The sequence below is a fragment of the Acidithiobacillus sp. YTS05 genome (genome assembly GCF_024396695.1).
In the GTDB taxonomy this organism is placed as follows: domain Bacteria; phylum Pseudomonadota; class Gammaproteobacteria; order Acidithiobacillales; family Acidithiobacillaceae; genus Igneacidithiobacillus; species Igneacidithiobacillus copahuensis.
The window spans coordinates 2,482,877-2,506,702 of the sequence record NZ_CP094359.1 but is presented as its reverse complement, the minus strand read 5'-3'; the positions used below and the strand labels follow the sequence as shown (position 1 = coordinate 2,506,702).

The following is a 23,826-nucleotide window of genomic DNA, read 5'->3' as shown; positions in this document are numbered from 1 at the left end:
TCTTGCCAGAAAATGTAAACTCAGGATAGACTCCAATCAATAATTTTAATTGCCGCAAAATCTGGGAGATTCCATGCGCTGCCCCGAATGTGGTGCGGAAAACGCTGAAGGGAAGAAGTTCTGTATCCAATGTGGTCACCCGCTGTTGACTGCAGAGCCGGCGGTAGAGACGCCCAGACGAAAATTTTGTCGCTATTGTGGGGCAGATTTGCAGGGTAAGACATTTTGCACCCGCTGCGGGAAAAGCAATGATGCTGAACCCGTCGCACCCGTCGCACCCGTCGCACCCGTCGCACCCGTCGCACCCGTCGCACCCGTCGCACCCGCGACATCCTTGCCGGCGTCGGGGATGCCTCTGGCAGCAGCGGCAGCACAGAGTCCATCGGAGTTTTGCAAAATTTGCGGAGCGACCTATGGTGCCGGCGCATTTTGCACGTCTTGTGGTAAATCCATCGTTCCCGGGACGGCAAAGATCGAGCCAGACGAGGAAGTTGCGACCGGTAGCGAGCGGAAGTCCCAGAAGTCTCTGTGGATTGTGTTGGCGCTAGTCGTTCTGGCAGCCATTGCTGCTGGTGCGTATTTTTTCCTGTTTGCCGGTAAATCCAGTCCGAAAACAAGTCTCCCTGGCATGACGACCAGCAGTACGGCGTCCGTTGCACCGACGGCCAGTGCGCGAAGTGCTGAACTTCCTGCGGCTACGACGAAATCACCTTCCATTTCTTCGGGGGTGACGTCTCCAACGGTGTCCGTCCCGGTTGCCGTTGCGCCAAAGTCCAGTCATGAAGCTGCCTCTGTCGTGACGACGAAACGCCAGCCCGTGCCGGCGGAGGCCGTGCCGCAGTCGACGACGCCGGTGCTAAAGCCCAAAACAGCCTCTGCGGCGCCGGTTCGGCCTGCGGAGCATCACCCCGCGATGGCTCCGAGCTATGCTCCGCAGCCCCCGGTGGAGCCGAAGCGGCAAGGTATGTCTCCCGAACAGATGCAAAAATTGCTCTCCCCGTTTGGGGGTAACGACTGATGTGGGAATTATGGAGGATTTGACAATGAGTCTGTTGCAGAAAACTTGGTATGGTGCCTTTGCCCTCTCCCTTGGCGCGACGCTGCTGTCTGGCTGTGCTGCCAAATACGGTACCCAGGCGCCAGCCATGCCAATCTCGATGAATCAGGCCCAGGCCCAAGCCAATATCAAGCAGGCAGGGGTCAACGTGTCACGACAGTTCGTTACCCAGTGGGAAGCGGCCAAAAGTGATATGAAAAATTCTTTGGAGCAGTGTTCTCTGGCCGCTGGATCGGGTTACGGGACGCAGAGCCATTGTTGGGACCAGATGCAGAATCAGGCGGCCAATTATGCAGGAGAGTTTGCCGGGCTGACGGTTTCGGGACTGACCGTGGCACAAATGCAGAGTTTTGGTCTGGCCAAGCAGGCAGCGGTCAACTTCTTCCACCTGAGCGGACAGTATGCGCAGGAATGCAGCATCAGTGCCGAAAGGTGCTTGCATAACCAGGACTTGCGCATGCAGATGAATAGCGAGCGAAAAGCGGTGGACAACTACCTCATGCATGCCACTACGGGCAACCAGAGTGGTCTGCAATATGAGAACCAGGCCGTAGATGGCAGCCTGGAGAGTATGCGGACTCCAGACATGGTTCCTCCAGCGGCCAATCAACCGCAAATTGATAGTAGCGGCAATTGAGGATTGGCGGTTAGCGGTCGAGATCACTCGCTTTGGAGAGTAACTGAAATGAATATTGCTGCCCGGACCTCAGTGTCTGCCGCGATTTATGGCTTGGCTAAATGGCTGTCTCTGATTATTGCAGTCATTGCTCTGGTTTTTGCAGTTTTCCTTGGGGCGAGTTCGGCCTTCCCGTCTTCGTCCTTTCATGTTCCCAGTTTTGACGCAGTCGCCAAGGCCGCGTTCGTCGGTAATCTGCCTAGTGAGCAGGCAAGCATTGCGCAACAGAAGCTCGAGCTGCGGACAACGAATAGATACGGATCCAGCATCATTTCCGTGATCGCCAAGTACAATATTACCGCAGTGAAGGATCAGCAGGTGATTACAACCATCGATCAACTGCCGAGAGAATATCGTGACAGTTTTGTGCCGGGCTGGCGGGCTTATCTGGAAAGTGGCATCGCCTACGCTAAAGAAAAAGGCGTATATCGGGCCACTACTGCGCCAGCACAGGGATTGTTTGGCAACTCTCAGCTATCGACAGCAGACCAGCTGACCGTATCTTACTTTCATGAATATGATCGTGCCATTTCGGCAGCTGAAGAGAAGAAAACCCAAAACAAAGTGGCTGATCTTGCGAAAATTGGCATGGCGATTTCGGCATTGGTGATTTTTATTGTAGCAGTCATCGTTCCGATTCTCGTGCAGGTGGAAAAGAACACTCGACTGCTTGCCATGGGACAGCTTGCGGCGCCGGCCACGGCCCGCACGGGAGCCGCAGTTTCACCGCAGGCAAGCGCTGCCGCGAGTGTGACGGCCAAGCGCGATGAATGTCCCCAGTGTCACGCGCCGATCGCGTCTGACGATTTATTTTGTGGTGTCTGCGGCTATCACTTGAAGGACGGGAAATAGGGCCATGTCTAACTCACAGGAAATGCAACAAAAGCAAATTGCTGGTGGTTTGGACCTGTCTATCCTGACAAAGGCGTTAGCTGGCTTGACCTATTGGCGGCCACTGGCGATTTTCGCTCTGGCCAATTTCGTTGGTCTCGCCTGTCTGGTGCTGTTATCGGCGGCGAAATCTGTCCCACTGACACTCTTGGGCGGCCTGGTCTGGCTGGTGTTGTCCGGGGCCGGTTATCTGGGTGCCGGACACAGCATGGTGGCTGTAGTCGAAGAGCGCTCCCCTCCGGCGATCCTGGAGAGTCTGCTCTTCGGGATTTTTACCCTGCCGAGATTTATTGGTTTGGTGATCATCGAGTTCCTGTTGATCTTGGCAGTGTTGATCATCGAAATTATTTTGCTGGAAATTTGCCGAATTCCAGCGCTGGGTGGACTCTTGTCCCTCGGTATTTTGCCAGCGCTTTTTCTCGTGAACGTGGGGCTGGTGGTGGGCGTCATGGTGATGTTCGGTTTGACGGGGCCGGCATTATGGTTTGGCGAAACCGTGTCCGGTGCGCTGAGTCATCTCCTGGCGGTTGCCCGCGGACGGCCGGGGGCAACCCTTTTTTTGCTGCTGTTGCTGGGAATCCTCGGGGTGCTGCTCGGGGCGCTGCTGCTGGCAATCGGCGGCTACGCGCTGTCGCTAACCGCCACCTTTGCTGGAGGTATCTTGAATACCTCTTCGGTATTGCTGTCTGACCTGCTGGGCGTGTTTCCTTGGTTCCCTGGGAGTTCGCTCGATGCAATGAGTGGGTGGTCATCCGGCGGGGGGGCATACGTGTTGCAGCCATCCTTCAATGACCATGTTTATGTGTTGAGTGGCCTGCTAACGGCGGCCACCTTTGGAATATTGGTAGCTGCGATCCCCAACAATGTGATGATGCTGGGCCTTGCCTACGTGTACCAGCGAAGCGTGCAGGAGGTAGATCGCTCGGCAGGTGACAGAATTATCGGCGGTGTAGTAAGCAAGGTATCGGAAATGCGCGAAAAAACTCAACAAGCGGCGGCGAGCGTACGCAAGCCCAAGCCGTCTGGGGAGGAGACAGAGTCGCCGACACATGCCGTTGATACGGCTGCGGCTCAGCCTGGTGCCTCTTTCTGCAAGGGCTGTGGGGCGAAGTTGCAGGAGGGAGATCAATTCTGTGGAGAATGTGGCAGGCCGGTTTCCTGAGAGCCTTGCACACTTATAATTATCTTCTAAAATACCTGAATGTTACAGTTGTATTCATACCACCGCATCGACCGCAAGGTCCTCTTAACCTGGAGGAAACATGTCTGTTTTGCAGAAGTCGTCATTCCGTGTACTCGGCTATAGCCTGCTCGCGGGAACTGTCGTTGCGCTTTCGGGCTGCGCTGCTACCCAAGTAGCCTTGGAGCACAAGAATCTCGATGTGCAGACCAAGATGTCCAATACCATCTTTCTGAATCCGGTGCCACCTTCAGAGCAGACGGTCTATGTGCAGTTCAAGAACACCTCGGACAAAACTCTGAATGTGGCAGCGTTGGAACAGGAGATCGACGCCAACCTGACTAATCAGGGTTATCGTATCGTACCCTATAATCAAGCGCATTACATGCTGCAGATCAATGTGCTGTCGGTGGGCAAGATGTCGGAAGCGGCGGCCCAGAAATCACTGACCAACGGGTATGGTGGCGCCGCTTTTGGTGCTCTGGCTGGCGGTGTAATTGGTCAGAGTTGGACGGGAGCGGGCGCTGGAGGACTGGTTGGTGGTGCCATCGGCTTGGTTGCCGACTCTTTGGTGAAAGATGTGACCTACGCCATGATCACCGACGTGCAGGTGGCCGAGCGCAGCAAGGAAGCAGTGCAGCAGCAAACCAATGCCAACCTGCAGCAGGGAACCAGCACCACCACCACCCAGCAGGTTTCCGGGGAGGGCCACTGGATTTATTACCGTACCCGTATCGTCTCTACAGCCAATCGGGTCAATCTGGATTTCAAGGACGCCGTGCCGCCGTTGCAGGGACAACTCGTGCACAGTATCTCCGGCATTCTATAAGGACGCTGGATGCAACAGAAAAGGCCGCCCGTCGGGCGGCCTTTTTCGTCAGCTGCTCTATTTGTTTCAGGACTGGTGATACTGCGTCACCCGCTCGACCTCATTTTTGGCACCGAGAATCACTGGCACGCGCTGATGCAGGCCCTCGGGCTGGATGTCGAGGATGCGCTCCCTGCCGGTGCTTGCCGCGCCGCCCGCCTGCTCGATCAGAAAGCCCATGGGATTGGCCTCATAGAGCAGGCGTAGTTTGCCCGGCTTTTTGGGATCCTTGGTGTCGAAGGGGTAGAGGAAGATGCCACCGCGGCACAGGATACGGTGCACGTCGGCTACCATGGAGCCTACCCAGCGCATATTGAAATCCCGTTCGCGGGGACCTTCCTTGCCGGCATTCAGCTCATCGATATAGCGCCGGACGGGTGCCTCCCAGTGCCGATGGTTGCTCATGTTGATGGCATATTCGCTGGTATCTTCCGGAATCCGCATCTGCGGATGGGTGAGCACGTACTCGCCCACCTCGGGCAAGAGGGTGAAGCCATTGACCCCGAAACCCGTGCTGTACACCAGCATATTGCTGGAGCCGTAGAGGGCATAACCGGCGCAGACCTGCTGCGCACCGGGCTGCAAAAAGTCCTCCAACTTGGCGTTTTCGCCGGCGGTCGGGGCCTTGAGGATGCTGAAAATGGTGCCAACGCTGATACCGACATCGATGTTGCTGGAGCCATCGAGGGGATCGAAGAGCAGAAGGTACTTGCCACGTGGTATCCCTGCCGGGATCTCGTAGGGGCCATCCTCTTCCTCGGAGACCATGCCCGCTAGATGTCCGGTCCAATCCATGGACTTGAGAATGGCGTTATTGGCAATGACGTCCAGCTTCTTTTGCACTTCGCCCTGCACATTACCGGTATCGGCACTGCCGAGGGCGCCGACCAGCGCACCACGGTAGACCTGGGAGCCGATGAATTTACAGGCGACCATCAGATCGTTGAGCAATGCCGCAAAATCTCCGGAGGCCTCCGGATACAAACGGGTTTCTTCGATGATGAATTGGCTGAGGGTGGTACCGATCTGCATGTTGGGAGATCCTTTGGCAGGGTTCAACAGGCGCTGAGCGCCAGACGAAATGGGATGGTGGATTCTAGCGCGCGGCTTGGTCCGGGGTCCATCCATTGCAGAAATTGAATGTGCAAGCGATGCATGCCACCGCTGATTTTGGGATAGATTTCGGGTGTCTGCACTTCGATCTGCAGGAGGGAAACGGGTTGTCTCGGGTTGAGTGGTGTTCCAAAGCGTCCATGTTCCGCGCTTTGGAAACTCCAATCGAGGGATTCCCGCAGAAAAAGCAGGATGACTGCGGCACTGTCTTCTAGCAGGTCGAAGTGGGCACGCCAGCGTTGCATCTGTGCGACGCGAAAGGCCGGCTCCTGTTGCTCCCAAAAAGCCAGCAAGGGTAGATCGGCGCCGCTGAGGCCGCCAGCCACGGCCTGGCGTCCCCGCGCCAGTTGCAACAGTTCTTGGTGTCGCAAGCCCTCGGCGAAGTTTTGCGGGCCACTACGCAAGGCCTGCTGCTGTGCGTGCAGCCGATCTTCCCAGGCGCTCAGCGCGCCTTGATCGACCAGCTGCGACTCCTTCCATGCATGCAAGGCCTGGATCATGCGGTCCAGCTCGAGAAGCAGATCCACGCGCAACTCGGGTCGCTGGCAAAAATCGAGGAGTTCCAGAAAGGTCCGTAGCAGGGCGCGCAGGCTCTCTGGCGCTGAAAAATCCTGATCCAGACAGTGGAACAGAGTTTCCAGGCGTAGCAAAGACCTTGTCCTCTCTTGTAGAGCAGTCTCGTATCGTGCCATCACAATTTTCTTTCCAAATTTCTTGTTCGAGAGTGCCACAAGCCTCGTCCCGAAGCAAAAAGCCTTATGGGTGCAGGGCTTGCCACCAGCGTTGCAAATCGAGTTGTAAATCGGCTGGTGATTTCCCGTTGGGAAGGATCCAGGTAGCAACCAGACGGCGTTCTTCGGGATGGATCTGTTGCGCGATCGCGGCCTGCGCCGTCTTCAGATCCCAACCCCGCTGCGCCAAGCGTTCGATCTGCAGCGAGACGGGGCAATCGATCAGCAACACTCCGTCTAGAAGCTCTGCGTAACGGTTCTCCACCAAGAGGGGTACGACCCAGAGAATGGTCGCCGCGGGGTCCTGGTTGCCAATCGCGGTGCTTTCCGCCAGAAAGCGTTCCCGGATTTTCGGGTGTAATAGTTCTTCGAGCCACTGTTTGGCTTGGATGTCGGAGAAAATGATTTGACGCAGCTGCGCGCGATCCAGACTGCCATCCGCATGCAGGATGCGCGCACCAAAATGCTTGGCAATCCGTTCGAGATTGGGATGACCAGGAGCCACCAGCTCGCGCGCAAACAAATCAGCATCCAGAATTTTCGCCCCCAGCAACTGGAGAAAATCCGCAGCGAGGCTCTTACCGCAGGCAATACCGCCCGTCACGCCGATACGACGGCTCATCCCGGAGCGGCCAGATGCAGGAATTGCTCGATCACGGCTTGCGGCCAGAGCAGCAGGATCGCTCCACCCAGAGCGAGGTAGGGACCAAAGGGAATGGCGTAATCGCGGCCCTTGCCGATGCCAAGGAAGACGATCGCCACCAGTCCCCCGCTCAGGGCGGCGATGAACAGCGCCAGAAACATATCCTGCCAGCCCAGCCAGGCGCCAATCATGCCCAGCAGCTTGAAATCGCCATGCCCCATGCCCTCCCGTCCGCTCAGACGCAGATAGATTTCTGCCAGACCGCGCAGCAGTCCGTAGCCAAGCAGTAGGCCGAGGAGGGCGTCGAGGGGGCGGGTCAGTGCGAAATCCGGACTGAAAAAGGCCGTGGCGTTGACGAGCAGGCCGAGGAGCATGCCCGGTTTGGTGATGCGATCAGGGAGAAGGTGGGTCTCGAGGTCGATGAGCGTCAGGGCGAGCAAGGCCCAGAGCAGAATCAGTGCGGGCAGGAGTTGTCCACGCCAGCCGAGGACCGCTGCGGCGAGGAGCGCCAGCAACGCGGCAGCAAGCTCGACCAGGGGATAGCGCCAGGAGATGCGGGCCTGACAGTAGCGACAATGACCACGCAGGAGCAGCCAGCTGAGCAGGGGGATATTGTCCCAGGGACGCAACGCATGCCCACAGCTCGGGCAATGGGAGCCGGGGAATGCGATCGACTCCTGCCGCGGCAGGCGATGGATGACCACGTTCAGAAAACTGCCGACCAGAAGGCCGATGATGGCGACGAGTGTCCAGGCCAGAGGCTCAAGTATTGTCGGCATGTGGGCCTCTCTTTTCGCAGAGTTGCAGACGCAGGGCCAGCGAGCGTTGGCCGATGCCCAGGTTTTGGGCGCAGATCGTCACATCGTTCCGGGCAGCCGCGAGCTGCGCGCGCAGAAATTCCTGCTCGGCGCTCTGCAGTCGCTCTGCCAGGGGGGAAAGACGCGCCATGCTGGGCATCTGCGCGGGACGGATCGTGCCCTCCGCGCTCAGATCCTGCAGCGTAATCTCCGCCCCTGCATGGAGGGCGAAGGCGCGTTCCAGGAGGTTTTCCAGCTCCCGTACATTCCCGGGAAAGGGTTGTTGCGCAAGCCAGTGGAGAGCACCTGCTTCCATACTCGGTGGGGCCTTCCCCTGGCGTTGGGCGATTTTGCGCAAGAGGGCAGCGACAAGCAGAGGAATATCTCCCTGGCGCTGCCGTAGAGGGGGAATCTGCAGGGGTACCACATGAATGCGGTAGTAGAGGTCCGCGCGGAAGGTGCCAGCATGGACCATCTCTTGCAGATTCCGATGGGTGGCGGTGATCAGACGGATATCGACAGGAACTTCGCTGCTCGCACCGATCGGTCGAATACTGCGCTCCTGCAGGGCGCGTAACAGCTTCACCTGCATCGCCATAGGGACGTCACCGATTTCGTCGAGAAACAGGGTGCCGCTATCGGCGGCAAGAAAGAGGCCTTCGCGCTTCTGGTTGGCGCCGGTGAATGCCCCCTTCTCGCTGCCGAACAACTCGCTTTCCAGCAGTCCTTCCGGAATGGCCGCGCAGTTCACCGCAATAAAGGGTTTGTCGCGGCGTGGCCCCGCGTCGTGTATGGCGCGCGCACTGAGCTCTTTGCCAGTACCTGATTCGCCCGTCAGGAAGACCGGTGCATTACTGCGGGCCAAGAGTTGGATCTGCTGGCGCAAGGCGCGCATCGCTTCGCTGTCGCCTACCAGGCGTTCGATCCCGTTGTTGGCTCCGTCGGGCGTCAGCACGGCCAGCGCCCGTGCCTGTTCGACCAGGCGGCGCAGACGTTTGAGGTCGATAGGCTTGGTCATGAAGTCGAAGGCGCCGGCCTGCATGGCTTCCACCGCACCCTCCGTGGAGGAATAGGCGGTGATGACGGCAACGGGAACTTGCGGTGCATGGCGGTGAATATGCCGGACGAAGTCCAGCCCACTGCCGTCCGGTAAACGCAGGTCAGTCAGGCACAACGCGTAGCTATGCAGTTCGAGGGCCTCGCGTGCGCCGCGCAGATCGTGCGCAACCTGCACGGAAAAGCCCATCTCCGCGAGGGTGATATCGAGTAGTTCTGTAATCGTCTGTTCATCATCCAGGACTAGCGCCCAGGAAGCGGCCTTCTCATTCATAACGGTGTACCCAGATTCCACTCCCGCAGCCGGAACCAGAATTCCGCACCACCGTTACGATGATTCTGGACGCCAATATCCCCGTGGTTGGCACGGAGCAATTCGCGCACCAAAGGCAGGCCCAGTCCTGTGCCTTGGGATTCCGTCGTGAAAAAGGGTTCAAAAATACGCTCCAGGTTTTCTTCGGGAATACCCGGGCCGTGATCGCGCACGCGGATTTCCAGTTCTTCCGGGTCACGGAAAGCCGCAACCGAAATATCCACTTGCCGGATATGGTTTTCGCCTTGCCCGTAGCGCGCCGCATTCACCAGCAAATTGGCGAAAATTTGCTGAAGTTGCTCTGAATCACAGCTGGCCAGGGGAAGACTATTGGGGATATCGAGTTTCACCTGAAGATCTCTTAGCAACGGATCCTCGCGTAGTTGATTCAGGACTACCGGCAACCAGGCGCTGAGAGCAATGGGTTCCGGGTGGGCCGCCCGCGGGCGCGCCATTTCCAGCACGGAGTCGACGATGCGGTTCAGACGCTGCGACTCACGATCGATGATGCTCAGCAGGCGGCTTTCACTCTCCTTCAGTGCCCGTTCCCCCAACAGTTGTGCGGCATGGCGAATGGCGCTGAGCGGATTGCGAATCTCATGCGCAATGTTCGCCGCGAGCCGCCCCAGTGCCGCCATCTGTATTTCCCGTTGTCGTTCCCAAAGAATCGTTGCATCGCGTAATGTTAGGATCGTATATGGGGTATTCGGAAGTGGAATACTCTGCACCCAAAAACTCCGTTTGCCGCCATCCGCTGCGGAAAGAACCAGTTCCTTCTCGCTCTGCGGCGCTTTGGCGTAGAGGAAGTCTGCCAGCTCCGGGCGCAACAGATCGAGCGCTTCCGGGAATCCAGAATCCTGCGGCAGGTTGATCATGGCGCGGGCAACGGGATTGCTGAATAACGTGCGATGCTGCCGGTCGAGGACCAGAATCCCGACATCACTTTGTTGAATGATTTCTTGATTCAGAGCGTTTAAATCGAGAATTTCCTGTTCTCTGGCGGCATTCCAGATGGCCGCACGCTCGCGATTACGCACGAGGTTGTCGGCAAGAAAGGCAACGGTGAGCAGAGCAACCAGATACATCAGCGTGCGGCTAGAAAACCATTCAATCTCCTGCCAGCCGCTGAGCAAAAAAATGAACAGGATCAGGATCCAGACAAAGGCGAGGGCCGCTTTGCCGCGCAACTGATAGGCATTGGCAATGAGCAGCAACAGAGGAAGTATAACGAGGGTTCCGGATAACCCGCCAGTGAGGGCAAAAAGGGTCAGAACCAACGCCATATCGATGCTGCTGATAAAAAGCTTCTTTCTTTCCTGCCAGAAACCTGGCCACAACTGCAATGTGAAGAGAATACCCAGACTCCAGAGGAGGGCGATGACGCTGGTATCGCGAACCGCAGCGCTTGGCCCGGCAGGCTCGAGGATCAGGGTCTTGCTGGATAGCGTACTGATCAGGACGAGAGCGGTACTTACCAGAAGGCGCGAAAGGGCGAGGCCCCAAACCCCCATCGTGAGGCGATGCTGGTTGTCAGCTTGCATGGTACCGTCAGAGGTTGGTGACGCGAAGGACTTCTTCAAGACTGGTTATGCCTTCTTTGACCCGCAATAGTCCGGATTGGCGCATGCTGAGAATGCCTTCCGCCGCGGCCTGGCGGGACAGGTCCATTGCCGATCCCCCTCGCAGAATGACCTCGCGCATGGCCTCGCTGATAGGCATGACCTGATACAGGCCCATACGGCCGCGATAGCCGCCGTTGCACTGCTCGCAGCCGACCGGCCCCATGGGTTGCAGACCGGGGAGATCCTCGGCGGTGAAGCCGGCTTCCAACAGCGCGGCCTCCGGGACTTTTTCGGGCTTTTTACAGGCGACACAAAGCTTCCGCACCAGGCGCTGTGCCATGACCAGATGCACGCTGCCAGCGATGTTGTAGGTCGGAATCCCCATGTTTTCCAGTCGGGTGAGGCTTTGCGGCGCGTCATTGGTGTGCAGGGTGGCGAGCACCAGGTGTCCGGTCTGGGCCGCCTTTACCGCAGTCTCGGCGGTTTCCAGATCGCGGACTTCACCGACCATGATCACATCGGGGTCCTGACGCAGAAACGAGCGCAGCGCCGCGGCAAAGTTGAGCCCGATGCGTTCGTTGATGTTCACCTGGTTGATGCCGTAGACGGGGATTTCTACCGGGTCCTCCGCCGTGCTGATGTTGACATCGCCGGTGTTGAGAATGTTGAGCGCAGTGTACAGGGTCGTGGTTTTGCCGGATCCGGTCGGACCGGTAACGAGGATCATCCCGTAGGGCCGGTGGATGGCATCGTCGAAGGCACGCAATTGTTGCGGCAGGAAACCCAGCGCTTCGATGGGCACCTTGGAGCTGGCCGGATCGAGCAGACGCAGGACAATGGTCTCGCCGAAATTGGTCGGCAGGAAAGAGACGCGGAAATCGATGATTCTTGCCGGGGGAACGCGAACCCGCAGGCGTCCGTCCTGGGGCAGGCGCCGCTCGGAAATGTCGAGACGACAAAGGATCTTCAAGCGAGAGGTGATGCCATCGCGCAGGCCGATCGGGGGGTGGAGCATGTCCTGCAGCACGCCATCGAGGCGATAGCGCACACGAATATCCCGTTCGTAGGGCTCGATGTGAATATCCGATACGCCCTTTTGGATTGCATCGAGGAGGAGCTGCTGGACAAAGCGCACAACGGGGGCATCCTCTCCGCGGGCATCGCCGGCCAGATCAAATTCATCCTGCTCTTGCTGAGCGTCATCGGGGGCGAAGAATTCTTCCAGCTGATTCTTGAATCCGCCGGAGAATTCCGCAACCGCCTTGGCCAGCTTGTCGGCCTCGACCAGGATGGGATTGATCTGCAGGCCGCCAGCGTTGAAGCGGATGTCTTCGGTCGCCTTGACATCGGTGGGGTCGGCCATCGCCAGATACAGCGTATCGCGATGCAGAGAAATGGGAAGGACCTGATGGCGCTCCAGAAGCGCGCGGTCGATGCGATGAATGACGGTTTCGTCCAGTTGTATGGCCGCCAGATCGAGCATCGGCATCTTGTAGCGTTCGGCGAGATATTCCACCAAGGCGCTTGCCGAGATAGCTTTCTTTTCGACCAGAAAAGGAAGCAACGGCTGCTTGCCGCGCGCGGGATCGTTCAGCAGGGCACGGAGAGCGCTCTCATCCGCCAGGCCTGCCCCCACCAGTCCACGCAAAAGGGGGGTCAAGGTTATCGCTTCGGGGTTTGCAGCCATGTCCGCAGGATTTCCTCCACAGCTCCGGCGTTTGGCAACTGACCGGTCCAGATACGAAAACTTTCCGCCCCCTGCTCCACCAGCATGCCCAGGCCGTCCACACAACGCAGCCCATGAACCTTGGCCGCCACCAGCAAGGGGGTCTGCAAGGGTTTATAGACGATATCACAAACAATGCCGGATGCAGGCATCTGCTGCAGATCGATTTCCGGGTGACCTTCGCCACGCAGACCCCGACTACTGGTATTCACCAGTAGTTGGATGCTGCGCAAGTGTGGTTGGATGGCCGTGCGGGAAAGAGCCAGCGGACGGATGGGTAGGGTCGGAAACTCGGTTGCCAGGGCCTCGGCGCGGGCCAGAGTGCGGTTGGCCAGGTAGATGGGAGTGGCGCCTTCCCCCGCCAGGGCGTGGAGAATGGCCCGCGCCGCCCCGCCCGCCCCAATCACCAGGCTGGGGCCGCTGATCGTGCCGGCATGGCGGCGCAGGGAGCGGGCAAAACCGGTGACATCGGTGTTTTCGCCGAGAATGCGCCCGTGCTCGAAGAGCAGGGTGTTGACGGCACCGATGGCAGCAGCCCGCGGCGAGAGCTCATCGACGAATGGCAGCAGCGCCTCTTTGTGCGGAATAGTGACATTGATGCCGCGCACTCCGAGCGCCTGTAGCCCGCGAAGGGCAGTGGGCAGATGCTCTGTAGCGACGGGAAAAGGCGCGTACAGAAAATCCAATCCCAGTTGTTCGGCAAACTGCCGCTGCATCCAGGGGGACAGACTGTGCTGCACGGGATCGCCAATAATGCCGCAGACCATGGCTCCACCACTGGGCGTCAGCATAGTTGCTCCCGCAAGTGCAGAACCTGGGACCAGTTTCTCCCTGGATACAAGCTACCGAGAACGACCGCCTCCCGTTGCCCGGTAACCCCGTGCAGATCAATCGGACGGCCGAGCAGACACTGTCCGCCCAGCCAGGCGAAGGCCAGGGCTTCCATGGCAGCACTGGGGATTCCACTCGCCTGTTCACCCATTTCCACCGCCACATCCGGCAGCGCGGTCTGCAAGTTCGCAAGCAGGGTACGGTTGCAGGCGCCACCGCCAAAAACCAGCATCCGTGCCGCCGACGGCAGCCAGCGCTGCGCCGCCTGGGCGATGCTGCGGGCGGTCAAGGCGCAGAGGCTCGCGAGAAAGTCCGCTTTCCCGCTTTGCCAAACCGACCATTGTGCCTCTATCCAGCGGGCATTGAAGAGCTCCCGTCCGGTGCTCTTGGGTGGTGGCCGTTGAAAGTAGTCGAGGGCAAGCCACTCCCGTAGCATGTTCTCCTGCACTCGACCCTGTGCCGCCCAGGCGCCGTCGGCGTCATAGCGCAGTTTTCCGTCGCTCAGGAGTTGCACTGCGGCATCGATCAGGACATTGCCGGGACCAGTATCGAAGGCGCGGATCCTCCCTTCACTGCCCCGTGCAGGAATCCAGGTCAGGTTGGCCATGCCTCCGAGATTCAGGACCAGCAGGGGCCGCTCCGTGGCGAGCAGCGCGCCATGAAAGGGGGGTACCAGGGGCGCGCCCTGTCCACCGGCTGCGAGGTCGGCACGGCGAAAGTCATGGGCCACGCTGCAGCCGGTTGCCTGTGCGAGCTCATAGGCAGAGCCGATCTGCCAGGTGTAGCCGTCGGGTCCATCGGGCTGGTGGGCGACGGTTTGCCCATGCAGGGCAAGCAGATCGAATTGCACCCCAGAGGCAAGAATTTGCTGCGCAAATTCGCCATGCAATCGCCCAATCTCCCGATCAATGGCTAGGAGCGGGCGCGCGGCGTCACCCTCCTGCAGGCGAAACAGGCGCTCCTGCAATGCTGGCGGATAGGGGGAGTGCCAATGACCGCGGAACTCCCCCGCACTCAGGGCCGAAAATTCCAGGAGAGCGGCGTCGATGCCATCGGCACTGGTGCCGGACATCATCCCCAGGATCCGCAAGAGCGCTCCCTGATCAGTCGTGCTCGTGTCCGTGCGGACCATGCACGTGGCCGTGCGCGAGCTCCTCGGCGCTGGCGGCGCGTACATCGAGCACCTTGACGGCAAAATGCAGGTTCATGCCGGCCAGGGGATGATTGAGGTCTACGGTGATGTCTTCCCCCTCCATCTCGATCACTGTGGCGATCCGTACGCCCTCGTCGGTGTCGACCTCGAACTGCGCGCCGACCTCGAGTTCTTCGGGATCGTCAAAATCTTCCTTGCCCACGACGTCGACCAGGTCTTCGTCCCAATCGCCGTAGCCATCTTCCGGGCTCACGTCCGCCTCGACCTGATCGCCAACCTGATGACCATTGAGGGCGCGTTCCAGCCCCGGCACGATGTCGCCATGGCCATGCAGGTAGACCAAAGGCTCGTCGCCTTCGGAGCTATCGAGGATTTCACCGTCCTCGTCGGTCAGGGTGTAGTCCAGGGTGACAACGCAGTCCTTGGCGATCTTCATGGCGCAGCTTCCTTCGTGGGTGGATTTTCCAACGGCAGTGTAGCCGTTGCCGCTGGGCTGCGCAAAAGCTTGTCATCCCAGGGAATACGTTCATCGAGGATGGCGCGAAAATCCGCGATCCACGCAGTATCGGCATTGAGACAGGAGATATAATGCAGTTGTTCGCCCCCCGCATGGAGAAAGATCTCCTTGCCGCCGATGGCGATCTCTTCCAGCGTTTCCAGGCAGTCGGTCACAAATCCGGGGCAGAGGCAGTCCACCCGGCCGACGCCGGCCTTGCCCAGTTCCTGCAGCGTGACCGAGGTGTAGGGTTCGAGCCAGCGCGCCGGACCAAAACGGCTTTGAAAGGTCTGTATCCATTGCTCTGGTTGCAGTCCCAAGGCGTTAATCAGCAGTTCCGTGGTCCTTTCGCATTCCGCGCGATAGGGGTCGCCGAGGGCGACATTACGCGCCGGCAGGCCATGGAAGGACAGCAGCAGACGATCTGGACGGCCGTTCTGTTCCCAGTGCGCGCGCACTGAGCGGGCAAGGGCATCGATATAGCGGGGATGCTGGTGCCAGTCGCGCAGAAAGACCAGTTCGGGAAGATTGCGCCAGTTGCGCAGTTCGGCGCTTACGGCATCGAAGATCGCTGCCGTGGTGGTGGCGGAATACTGTGGGTACAGCGGCACCACGACGATCTTTTCGCAGCCGGCATCGCGCAGGGCACGCAGTCCCGTGGCCACGGAAGGTTGCCCATAGCGCATGGCCAGACGCACCAGGACAGTGCCCGGCTGGCGGGAATCATATTGTTGCTGCAAGCCCGCGGCCAGATTCTGGCTATGCACGAGCAGTGGCGAACCTTCATCCAGCCAGATACTGCGGTAGGCGCGCGCCGAGCGGGCCGGTCGCGTCAACAGGATGGGGCCGTTGAGGATGGGCCACCAGAGGATGCGCGGGATCTCCACCACCCGGGGGTCGCTGAGAAACTCGCGGAGGTAGCGTCGTACGGCCGGGGTAGTGGGCGCCTCAGGGGTACCCAGATTGACCAAGAGAATACCAATCATACGGATTCCTTCAGAGTGAGGCAGACCGGGGCATGGTCCGAGGGGCGTTCTGCCGCCCGCGCGGCGCGGTCGATGTGCACTTCCTGCAGACGGGGTAAGAGGGTTTTGCTGCCCAGGAGCAGATCGATGCGTAGACCAATGTCACGGCGAAAGCCGGCAGCGCGATAATCCCACCAGCTCCAGGCGCGCGTTTCTGGATGCTGGTGGCGAAAGAGGTCGATGAGTCCCAGATCGAAAAGTCGCTGCAGGGCGGTGCGTTCGGCCGGCGAGCAGAGGATGTCCTCGCCCCAGGCAACGGGATCGTGGACGTCCAGGTCAGTGGGGGCGATGTTGAAGTCACCGAGCAGCAGCAGATTGGGCGATTGCTGCAACTCCTCGCGCAGCAGCCCTTCCAGGCGCGCGAGCCAGGCGAGTTTGTAGCGATATTTGTCGCTGTCGACGGCCTGGCCATTGGGCACGTAGACATCGATGATGCGCAAATCGCCGATGCTGGCAGCACAGATGCGTGCCTGGCCGTCACTGCCATCCGGCCAATCGCAACGCGGATCCTGCAGCGGCAAACGACTGAGGATGGCGACGCCATTGTAGGTGCTTTGTCCGTGGTACAGGCTCTGATAGCCGATCTCCTGCAGCGCTAGCACGGGAAACCGTTCATCGGTGAGTTTGGTTTCCTGCAGGCAAAGTACGTCTGCTTCTTCCGCCTGTAGCCAGTCGAGCACCTGCGGCAGGCGTACCTTCAGGGAGTTGACGTTCCAGCTGGCAATTTTCACGCGGACAGGCTCATTGTGGGGTGGTTTCGGCGACACTGGGGCGGTCGCGCAGGGATTGATACCAGCGGTGCAGGTCGGCATAGGGGACGAGCAGCTCGGGGGCGCGCAGATCGACGTAGCCAATGGCAGCAATCGCCGCGATTCGGCCCAGATCGAGAGGGCTGTCCGGGCTCCAATCCCGGCTTTGCGTCTGCAGAAAGGCGAGACCATCCTGTACCTTGCCGCGCTGCTTCTTCAGTAGACCCGGATCCTGACAATCCTTGCTGCGACGATGCTCCTGCACCCAGGCAATGGTCGCGTCCATGATACCGTCGGCCAGGGCCTCCAGGCGCAGGCAGCGGATCTTCTCCATGGGATCGCTGGGGAGCAGGGGCGGTTGCGGATGCAATAGCTCCAAGTACTGCAGAATGACCGCGGAATCATAGATCGCCTCGCCGTCGTTGCAGAGCAGGATGGGGATCTTGCCCAGCGGATTTTGTTCCTTGCCGGCATGTTCCGGATCGCGCAGATCGACAATTTCGATCTCGCATGGGAGATTCTTTTCCCGCAGGGCGATGTGGACCTTGCGGGCGTAGGGGCTGGTGGGCGTGCTGAGGAGTCGCATGGCAGGGTTCCTTTGCGCAATGGGCTTGACCCTATGATGACCAATGCCCGCCAGCAAGCCAAGTGCGCGGCCCTTCCCACGCGTACAGGAATGTCGCACCATCCGTCAGTATGAACTATAGACATCAATTTCATGCGGGCAATGCTGCCGATTGTATGAAGCATCTGGCCCTGGTGCTGGCCTTGACGCAGCTGCTGCGGAAAGATCGGCCCCTGTATTTTGTCGATACCCATGCTGGTGCTGGTCGCTATGCCGTGTCTGCGGAGGGCGAGGCCAAGGACGGCATCCACCGGCTTTGGCCGCAGCGGCGGGAGCTGGCGGAGTTGCGTCCCTGGCTCGATCTCCTGCTGCCAGACAATCCCGGCAAGGAGTTGCAGCACTATCTCGGCTCGCCGCTCCTCGCCGCCCGCCTGCTGCGTCCCCAGGACCCTCTCTTCCTGCTCGAAAAGGTGCCGGAAATCGCGCAGGAGCTGCGCGAGGCGCTGGTCGGTCGGGGACAGACGAGCATTCTCCAGGAGGACGCCTATCAGTTCCTGCGTCGGCCGGCGCCGCCGGCGGCGGGGCGGGGTCTGGTCCTCGTCGATCCCGCCTTCGAGGCGGCAAAGGAATGGGAGTTATTGGCGGAAGCCTTGATTGCGGCGCTGCAGCACTGGCCGCTGGCGAGTTTTCTGGTGTGGTACCCTATCAAGATCCGCGGTAAGATTTCGCGTTTGCTGTTGCAGTTGCAGGCACAGACGGCACTACAGAGCGTAGAGCTGCTCTGGGAAGCGGACGCCGGGCAGGAGCGCCTGCGCGGTTCCGGGCTCCTGATCCTGCGGCCGGTGTGGGGTTTCGTTGAGCCCCTGGCTGCGGCCTTGAGTCGTATGGGGCCCTTGCTTGCCCTGCAGGGGGAGTGGTCGGTACAGCTGCGTGGCTTGCCGCAGGTCGCCCGTCGTCTGCACGCCCCAGGTGAAAGCACAGGAAAGAAAAGGACATGAATCCGTTGCCCCCAGTCGATCAGATCCACACCCTGCATTTTTATGGCGGACCCAAGGCAGAGTTACAATTGTCTCTGCCGCAGCGGCCCGGTAACCGCTTGTCCATCCAGGTGCTCTATCAGCTCGCCCTCCGTCATGGTGTCATCAGTCCCAGCGGCGCACGCGAAACGTTGGCAGAATTGCCGGCGGTGGCAGAGGCCACAGACGCCCGGGCGTTGCTACAGGGCGTGCTGGAGCGCGGAGAATTTCTCGCCGTGCGGGTACAGCGCTGAATGCGCCTGTATAGCTGGAACGTCAACGGCTGGCGGGCGGCCTTGCGTAAAGGCTTGCGGGACTGGGTCGCGGAAAGCCAACCCGATCTTCTCTGTGTGCAGGAGACCAAGGCAGATCCAGAACGACTCACGGAAAACGAGCGTGAGTTGCCGGGGTATCGGGGTGACTGGGCTGTCGCCGAGCGTGCCGGCTACAGCGGTGTTGCCACCTTCGCCCGCGCCGACTTCCCCTTGCTGCAGCGCGGCTTGGGGAATCCCCGCTATGACCGGGAAGGGCGCGTTTTGGTCCATGACTGCGGCGACTTCGATCTCTACAACATATATTTCCCCAATGGCAAAAAAGACGCCGAACGGTTGGCCTACAAGCTCGATTTTTACGCCGACTTCCTCGCCCAGATAGAGGCACGGGTGGCAGCTGGGCGTCCGGTGGTATTTTGCGGTGATGTGAACACTGCCCATAACCCCATCGATCTCGCCCGGCCCGCCGAGAATGCCAAAATTTCCGGTTTCTTGCCGCAGGAGCGGGCCTGGCTCGATCGCTGGGAGGCCGCCGGGTGGGTGGACAGTTTTCGCTACCTGCATCCGGAAACGCAGTGCTACTCCTGGTGGAGTCAGCGTACCGCGGCGCGGGAGCGGAATGTCGGCTGGCGCCTGGACTACTTTTGGGTACATCGCAGCCTGTTGCCGCGCATGCGCGGCGCTGGAATCGCTGCGGAGGTCCTGGGTTCGGACCACTGCCCGGTCTGGCTGGAAATCGACTAGGAGAACGCCATGCGTTGGCAGCAATATCGGGAACTCGCAGCAGGGTTGGAGAGTATCGAGGATTTCTGGCGCTATGGGCAGAGCCGCTTCTCGCGGGCGGGCATCGATTGCAGTCAGGGGTACCAGACCCCGCAGGCCGAGGCCGCTGCCCTGGTCGCCCGGCGCCTGGCCCTGGAGCCGGAGGAGCTCCCGGAGATGCGGGCAGCCAGGCTCACCGCCAGCGAGCGCGACGCGGTACTCGATGCCCTCTATCAGCGGGAGATCCTGCGCCGGCCCACGGCGTACATCCTGCAGGAGGCCTGGTTTGCCGGTCTGCGCTTTTTTGTCGATGAACGGGTCCTGATCCCGCGCAGCCTGCTCGAACCGTTTATCGAGGAAGGCTTTGCTCCCTGGCTGCAGGCGGAGCGGGTAGGGCGGATTCTGGAGATCGGCACCGGCTCCGGCTGCATGGCCGTTGCCCTGGCGCAGCGCTTTCCCGAGGCACAAGTCGATGCCGTCGATATTTCCCCCGCTGCCCTGGAGGTGGCCAGGCACAATGTCGCGTTGCATGGTCTGTCCGCGCGGGTACAGCTGCAGCAGTCCGATCTTTTTAGCGCGCTGGCGGAGCGGCGCTACGACCTGATCGTCAGCAATCCACCCTATGTCGATGCCGCGGCCATGGCAGAACTGCCGCCGGAATATCGCCATGAGCCCCGGCTGGCCCTGGCCGCTGGCGACGACGGTCTGGATTGCCTGTTGCCCATACTGCGAGAAGCGCCAGCCCATCTGCGCCCCGGCGGGATTCTGGCCCTGGAGACCGGCGATGCGGAGGAGGCTTTGCTGAGCCAATATCCGGATCTTCCCCTGATTTGGCTGGAACATCCGGCGGGCGGCTACGGCGCCTGCCTGCTCCTCGTCGACGAAGCGTCGCAGTGAGCGACGCCCGCCGGCGCAAGCAGCTGGAGAAAGGCGCGCAGGGCATGCGAGGCAAAGACCAGCTGCGGATGTACCAGATACAAGGTCCAGAATAACCCGCGCGGAGGTTCCAGACGCAGGGAGGCCAAGGGCCAACGTACCTTATCCAGGGCCTCGACCGAGGCAAAACCAATGCCGAGACCGGCGGCTACGGCCTCGCGCAGCGCCTCCACCCCCGTGACCTCGACCGTGTACGTGGGTTTGAGCCCAGCGGCGCGCAACGCCGCCGCAACGCGCCGGCGAATGCCGGAATGTGGCTCGCGCCAGACAATGGGTTCCTGCAAGATCTCGGTCCAGGTGGCACTTTGTTTTCCCGCCAGCACCCAAGGGTGTTGCAAGGGTAGGATCGCCACCAGTTCGTCCTCGCGCCAGGGACTCTGGCAGAAGTCTTCGGGTAGCTGCTCTGGTGCTATGGCCTCTTCGGTAAAGAGCAGATCCCAATCCTTCCAGTTCCAGTCTTCCCAGGCCAGGGATCCGGTCTGCAGACGGAGCTCGACACCGGGGTAGAGACTGCGAAAGCGCGCCAGGTGTTCCATCAAAAAATAGTTGGCGACGGTACTGCTGGCAGCAATGCGGAGCTGGCCTTCCTGCTGTTGTTGGCGGCGGCTGACCCAGTCCTCGATACGCTGCAGGTCGCCGCGCAGACTGCGCAGGAGGGGAACCAGCGCCTCACCCGCGGGGCTGAGGCGAATGCCCCGTCCCTCACGCAGATACAGGGGCTCACCGACAATGTGCTGGAGCCGTTGCAGGCGGCCGGAGATGGTCGGTTGACTGCGATGTAGTCGCTCGCTGGCTTGCGCAACACCGCCTTGTTCTGCTACCTCGAGAAAACTCAGCAGATCTTCTGGGGATATTTTCATTGAAAATCCCGATCAATAACGCAAAACAATTCCATTGGACCAATATAAGACGCAGCGCTACCGTTGCCTAGACCAGTTTTGGGGAGAGCGATGACGCAGCGCAGCGAGACAATGCCGTGGATGTTGTTTCTCGGTGTGGGCCTGGGGCTTGCAATGGGGTCTTTCGACGGCGCTGCGGTGCAAGGCATCTTTCCCTATATTGCCGGCGGTGTTGCTACCAGCAGCGACCACGCGCTGTGGGCGCTGACGTATTTCATTGTCAACTGGTCGGTGGGCATTACCCTGATGCCGTGGACCCATGCCCGTTTTGGCGCGCGGCAGGTATTTCTGGGCGCTTGTTCTCTGGCCACCCTGGGCAGCGTGATCAGCGCCAGTACCGGCAACCTCTGGATTTTGCTCCTCAGCCGCGCGATGGAAGGGATGGCGGCGGGTTTGCTGGTGCCCCTCAGCCAAAGCTTGTTTCTGCGGGCCAGCCCGGCAACGCAGCACGGGCTGGTTATGGTGTTGTGGAGTAACGCCATGCTGGTGCCCTTTTTTATCGGGCCGGCCCTTGGCGGTTATTTCGCGGTCACCTCGGGTTATCGTTGGATCTTTGCTCTGTCGGTCCCCTTTTGGCTCCTCGCCGCCTGGATCGGCAGTGGACAGATTCGCGAAGAGCGCGGACCACGACCGCCAGGCTTCGATCTTCCCGGCTTTCTCCTTCTCTATGCCGGTCTGATGGCCTTGCAGATCGTTCTCGACAATGGCGAGCAATACGGCTGGTGGCATTCGCGTTTCATCTTGCGCACCAGTCTGATGGCTATTGCCTTCCTTTCTCTCTTCGCCTGGCGCGAAGCGACTGCTCGCCATCCCCTCCTGCGTTTTCACTATCTGCGCCAGCGTAATTATTGGCTTGGCCTGCTTTTGCTCTGCCTCGGTTGGGCACTGTTCATGGGCTGGGCATCCTTGCTGCCGCTCTGGGCGGAGGAAAACCTCGGCTTCAATGGCTGGTGGGGCAGTAGTATCCTCATTCCCATCGGTCTCGCCGCGGTACCCCTCTCGATCCTGATGGATCGCTTGCATGGGCTGTTGGGGCTGCGGCGTCTGGCCAGCGCCTGTTTTCTGCTTTTTGCCCTTGCCTACGGCACCGCCTATCTCAGTCCGATGATGAGTCTGGGTGATCTCTTCTGGCCCGTCTTTCTGCTCGGCCTGGGCGTTGGCGCGCTTTTCGTGCCCCTCACTCTCCTCATTCTCTCTGGAGTGGAAAAAGAAGAAATTCCCGCCGCCAGCACCACTAGCAACTTCATTCGCGTCTTCAGTGCCAATATCGGCGTGACCCTGCTGGAGGTCTTTTGGACCCGTGGCACGGCCCTGGCACAGTCCAATATGCGCGCCGACGTGCAGCCCTTGCCGGGCCTGCCCTTGCCAGTGCTCGTTCAGCATTTACAGAGCCTGACTGCCACCTTGAGTCTCGACAATCTGCTGCGCCTGTCGATGTGGATCGCCCTGGCCGCTGCGGCAGTGGCCTACCTCTTCCTCATCTCCCCACGGCGGCTGGCAGCTACCGCCGCAAACAGCTATGTCGAAGAAGTGGAGCGGGAAAGCTCTTCGGCGTAGACCTTGGCAGTATCAGATCGAGCAAAGCTGATCTCCTGACGCGGACGTGGAATCTCGATGCCTGCCTTCTCCAGTGCCTCGGCCAGTAACCAATGGTATTCGGCGCGGGTGCCGCCGGGGCGCATCAGGGCATTGCGCGCGACCCAAACGATCATCTCGCAATCATAGCCTGCCTCACCAAAGGCGCTGATCCATAGATTCGGCTTTTTACCGTCCACATCCAGGGTATGCTCCGACTGGTGCGCGGCAGCAATGACCAGTTCGCGCAGCGCCTCGCGGTTGGTGCCATAGGGGACGCGGAAGGGGATGTGCAGGCGCATGGTATTGTCGCTGAGGCTCCAATTGATGACCTCGCCGTTGATGAACTGGGAATTGGGTACCAGAATATCGACGTTGTCATTGGTACGCACCTGGGTGTAGCGCACCCCCAGATGGACCACCGCGCCGTGTAGGCCATTTTCCTTGAGCTGGATGTAATCGCCGACCTTGATGCTCTGCTCGATGAGGATAATGAGGCCGGAGGCGAAATTGCTGAAGATATTTTGCAGACCGAAACCCAGCCCGACGCCGACCACGCCGCCCAGGATCGATAGGCTGCTCAGGTTGACACCCATGCTCTGCAGGGCAATCAGGACGCCGAAGGCGAGAACGAAGTAGTAGCCGATGCGGGAGATGGCATAGGCCAAAGAGGGATCGAGACGCCGACTGAGCAGAATACGGGTCGCTTTGCGCAACCAACGCGCACCCCACCACAGGAAGATCAGAACGATGATGAGTTCAACAATCCGCACCGGTTCGATGGCAATGCCGCCCGGGAAATGGATTGGCGAGAGGAACCAGGTCCAGATGCCTTCCAGTTGTTTCACAGGTACGTTCTCACAGCATTCCCCAAATAGCCCGTAGCCCCTGACGAAAGGGGCAGCTTGGAGTACACTGCAGCAAAAATTCCTTT

The 23,826-nt window shown here is 60.0% G+C and carries 25 protein-coding genes; 10 read left to right on the top strand and 15 right to left on the bottom strand.

Annotation, left to right across the window (positions count from 1 at the left end):
• Positions 1 to 73: 73 nt before the first annotated feature.
• From MQE22_RS12430 to MQE22_RS12410, 5 genes are all read left to right on the top strand, one after another.
• The gene (locus MQE22_RS12430) at positions 74 to 1,018 is read left to right on the top strand and encodes a zinc ribbon domain-containing protein (protein WP_255789762.1); all 945 of its coding nucleotides are present in this window, start codon (positions 74 to 76) and stop codon (positions 1,016 to 1,018) included.
• Between the two features lie 25 nt (positions 1,019 to 1,043).
• Positions 1,044 to 1,694 (top strand): hypothetical protein, encoded by a 651-nt coding sequence (locus MQE22_RS12425; RefSeq protein WP_215872054.1) that lies wholly within the window; start codon positions 1,044 to 1,046, stop codon positions 1,692 to 1,694.
• 48 nt (positions 1,695 to 1,742) lie between these two features.
• A complete protein-coding gene (locus tag MQE22_RS12420) occupies positions 1,743 to 2,585 on the top strand; it encodes a zinc ribbon domain-containing protein (RefSeq protein WP_215872053.1) in 843 nt (280 codons plus the stop codon).
• A gap of 4 nt (positions 2,586 to 2,589) precedes the next feature.
• A complete protein-coding gene (locus tag MQE22_RS12415) occupies positions 2,590 to 3,786 on the top strand; it encodes a zinc ribbon domain-containing protein (protein ID WP_226827689.1) in 1,197 nt (398 codons plus the stop codon).
• A 100-nt stretch (positions 3,787 to 3,886) separates the two neighbouring features.
• Positions 3,887 to 4,633: a complement resistance protein TraT gene (locus MQE22_RS12410; protein WP_215872052.1), complete on the top strand. Its 747-nt coding sequence runs from the start codon at positions 3,887 to 3,889 to the stop codon at positions 4,631 to 4,633.
• Positions 4,634 to 4,699: 66 nt separating this feature from the next.
• On the opposite strand, the gene MQE22_RS12405 is transcribed toward MQE22_RS12410, so the two are convergent.
• The 13 genes from MQE22_RS12405 to MQE22_RS12345 form a co-directional block, all read right to left on the bottom strand.
• Positions 4,700 to 5,704 carry a class 1 fructose-bisphosphatase gene (locus MQE22_RS12405; RefSeq protein ID WP_215872051.1) on the bottom strand — a complete coding sequence of 335 codons (1,005 nt, stop codon included), beginning with the start codon at positions 5,702 to 5,704 and terminating at the stop codon, positions 4,700 to 4,702.
• A 23-nt stretch (positions 5,705 to 5,727) separates the two neighbouring features.
• Positions 5,728 to 6,435 carry a cell division protein ZapD gene (gene zapD / locus MQE22_RS12400; protein WP_226827686.1) on the bottom strand — a complete coding sequence of 236 codons (708 nt, stop codon included), beginning with the start codon at positions 6,433 to 6,435 and terminating at the stop codon, positions 5,728 to 5,730.
• 106 nt (positions 6,436 to 6,541) lie between these two features.
• Positions 6,542 to 7,138, bottom strand: coding sequence for a dephospho-CoA kinase (gene coaE, locus MQE22_RS12395; protein ID WP_215872049.1), 597 nt, complete (start codon positions 7,136 to 7,138; stop codon positions 6,542 to 6,544).
• Positions 7,135 to 7,938 carry a prepilin peptidase gene (locus MQE22_RS12390; protein WP_215872048.1) on the bottom strand — a complete coding sequence of 268 codons (804 nt, stop codon included), beginning with the start codon at positions 7,936 to 7,938 and terminating at the stop codon, positions 7,135 to 7,137. The genes coaE and MQE22_RS12390 overlap by 4 nt, the downstream gene beginning before the upstream one ends.
• Entirely contained in the window at positions 7,922 to 9,286 is a 1,365-nt protein-coding gene (locus MQE22_RS12385) for a sigma-54-dependent transcriptional regulator (RefSeq protein WP_215872047.1), read from the bottom strand. Before MQE22_RS12385 ends, MQE22_RS12390 begins: the two co-directional genes overlap by 17 nt.
• Positions 9,283 to 10,866 carry a two-component system sensor histidine kinase NtrB gene (locus MQE22_RS12380; protein WP_215872046.1) on the bottom strand — a complete coding sequence of 528 codons (1,584 nt, stop codon included), beginning with the start codon at positions 10,864 to 10,866 and terminating at the stop codon, positions 9,283 to 9,285. The genes MQE22_RS12385 and MQE22_RS12380 overlap by 4 nt, the downstream gene beginning before the upstream one ends.
• 7 nt (positions 10,867 to 10,873) lie before the next feature.
• Positions 10,874 to 12,574, bottom strand: a complete 1,701-nt coding sequence (gene pilB / locus MQE22_RS12375; RefSeq protein ID WP_215885412.1) for a type IV-A pilus assembly ATPase PilB — start codon at positions 12,572 to 12,574, stop codon at positions 10,874 to 10,876.
• The gene (gene aroE / locus MQE22_RS12370; protein ID WP_215872044.1) at positions 12,550 to 13,404 is read right to left on the bottom strand and encodes a shikimate dehydrogenase; all 855 of its coding nucleotides are present in this window, start codon (positions 13,402 to 13,404) and stop codon (positions 12,550 to 12,552) included. The genes pilB and aroE overlap by 25 nt, the downstream gene beginning before the upstream one ends.
• Positions 13,398 to 14,534 (bottom strand): anhydro-N-acetylmuramic acid kinase, encoded by a 1,137-nt coding sequence (locus MQE22_RS12365; protein ID WP_255789761.1) that lies wholly within the window; start codon positions 14,532 to 14,534, stop codon positions 13,398 to 13,400. Before MQE22_RS12365 ends, aroE begins: the two co-directional genes overlap by 7 nt.
• A 13-nt stretch (positions 14,535 to 14,547) precedes the next feature.
• Entirely contained in the window at positions 14,548 to 15,033 is a 486-nt protein-coding gene (locus MQE22_RS12360) for an FKBP-type peptidyl-prolyl cis-trans isomerase (protein WP_215872043.1), read from the bottom strand.
• Positions 15,030 to 16,079, bottom strand: coding sequence for a ferrochelatase (gene hemH / locus MQE22_RS12355; protein ID WP_215872042.1), 1,050 nt, complete (start codon positions 16,077 to 16,079; stop codon positions 15,030 to 15,032). Before hemH ends, MQE22_RS12360 begins: the two co-directional genes overlap by 4 nt.
• The gene (xth, locus tag MQE22_RS12350) at positions 16,076 to 16,849 is read right to left on the bottom strand and encodes an exodeoxyribonuclease III (protein ID WP_215872041.1); all 774 of its coding nucleotides are present in this window, start codon (positions 16,847 to 16,849) and stop codon (positions 16,076 to 16,078) included. The genes hemH and xth overlap by 4 nt, the downstream gene beginning before the upstream one ends.
• Positions 16,850 to 16,859: 10 nt before the next feature.
• Entirely contained in the window at positions 16,860 to 17,453 is a 594-nt protein-coding gene (locus tag MQE22_RS12345; protein ID WP_215872040.1) for a glutathione S-transferase family protein, read from the bottom strand.
• A 155-nt stretch (positions 17,454 to 17,608) separates the two neighbouring features.
• Between MQE22_RS12345 and rlmJ the strand changes: the two genes are divergently transcribed.
• Genes rlmJ through prmB form a run of 4 tightly spaced genes read left to right on the top strand, consistent with a single transcriptional unit; the run spans position 17,609 to position 20,379 of the window.
• A complete protein-coding gene (gene rlmJ / locus MQE22_RS12340) occupies positions 17,609 to 18,430 on the top strand; it encodes a 23S rRNA (adenine(2030)-N(6))-methyltransferase RlmJ (RefSeq protein WP_226830623.1) in 822 nt (273 codons plus the stop codon).
• Positions 18,427 to 18,702, top strand: coding sequence for a DUF2322 family protein (locus tag MQE22_RS12335; protein ID WP_215872038.1), 276 nt, complete (start codon positions 18,427 to 18,429; stop codon positions 18,700 to 18,702). Before rlmJ ends, MQE22_RS12335 begins: the two co-directional genes overlap by 4 nt.
• Positions 18,703 to 19,464: an exodeoxyribonuclease III gene (locus tag MQE22_RS12330; RefSeq protein ID WP_215872037.1), complete on the top strand. Its 762-nt coding sequence runs from the start codon at positions 18,703 to 18,705 to the stop codon at positions 19,462 to 19,464.
• A 9-nt stretch (positions 19,465 to 19,473) separates the two neighbouring features.
• The gene (gene prmB / locus MQE22_RS12325) at positions 19,474 to 20,379 is read left to right on the top strand and encodes a 50S ribosomal protein L3 N(5)-glutamine methyltransferase (protein ID WP_215872036.1); all 906 of its coding nucleotides are present in this window, start codon (positions 19,474 to 19,476) and stop codon (positions 20,377 to 20,379) included.
• Here prmB and MQE22_RS12320 read toward each other — a convergent pair.
• The gene (locus MQE22_RS12320) at positions 20,337 to 21,278 is read right to left on the bottom strand and encodes a LysR family transcriptional regulator (RefSeq protein ID WP_215885411.1); all 942 of its coding nucleotides are present in this window, start codon (positions 21,276 to 21,278) and stop codon (positions 20,337 to 20,339) included. The two genes, prmB and MQE22_RS12320, sit on opposite strands and share 43 nt — an antisense overlap.
• Before the next feature lie 90 nt (positions 21,279 to 21,368).
• On the opposite strand from MQE22_RS12320, the gene MQE22_RS12315 reads away from it, so the two are divergent.
• On the top strand, positions 21,369 to 22,874 hold the full coding sequence (locus tag MQE22_RS12315) for an MFS transporter (RefSeq protein ID WP_215885410.1): 1,506 nt from the start codon (positions 21,369 to 21,371) through the stop codon (positions 22,872 to 22,874).
• Here the strand turns inward: MQE22_RS12315 and MQE22_RS12310 are convergent.
• Positions 22,835 to 23,740 (bottom strand): mechanosensitive ion channel family protein, encoded by a 906-nt coding sequence (locus MQE22_RS12310; protein ID WP_215885409.1) that lies wholly within the window; start codon positions 23,738 to 23,740, stop codon positions 22,835 to 22,837. The two genes, MQE22_RS12315 and MQE22_RS12310, sit on opposite strands and share 40 nt — an antisense overlap.
• Positions 23,741 to 23,826 lie beyond the last annotated feature (86 nt).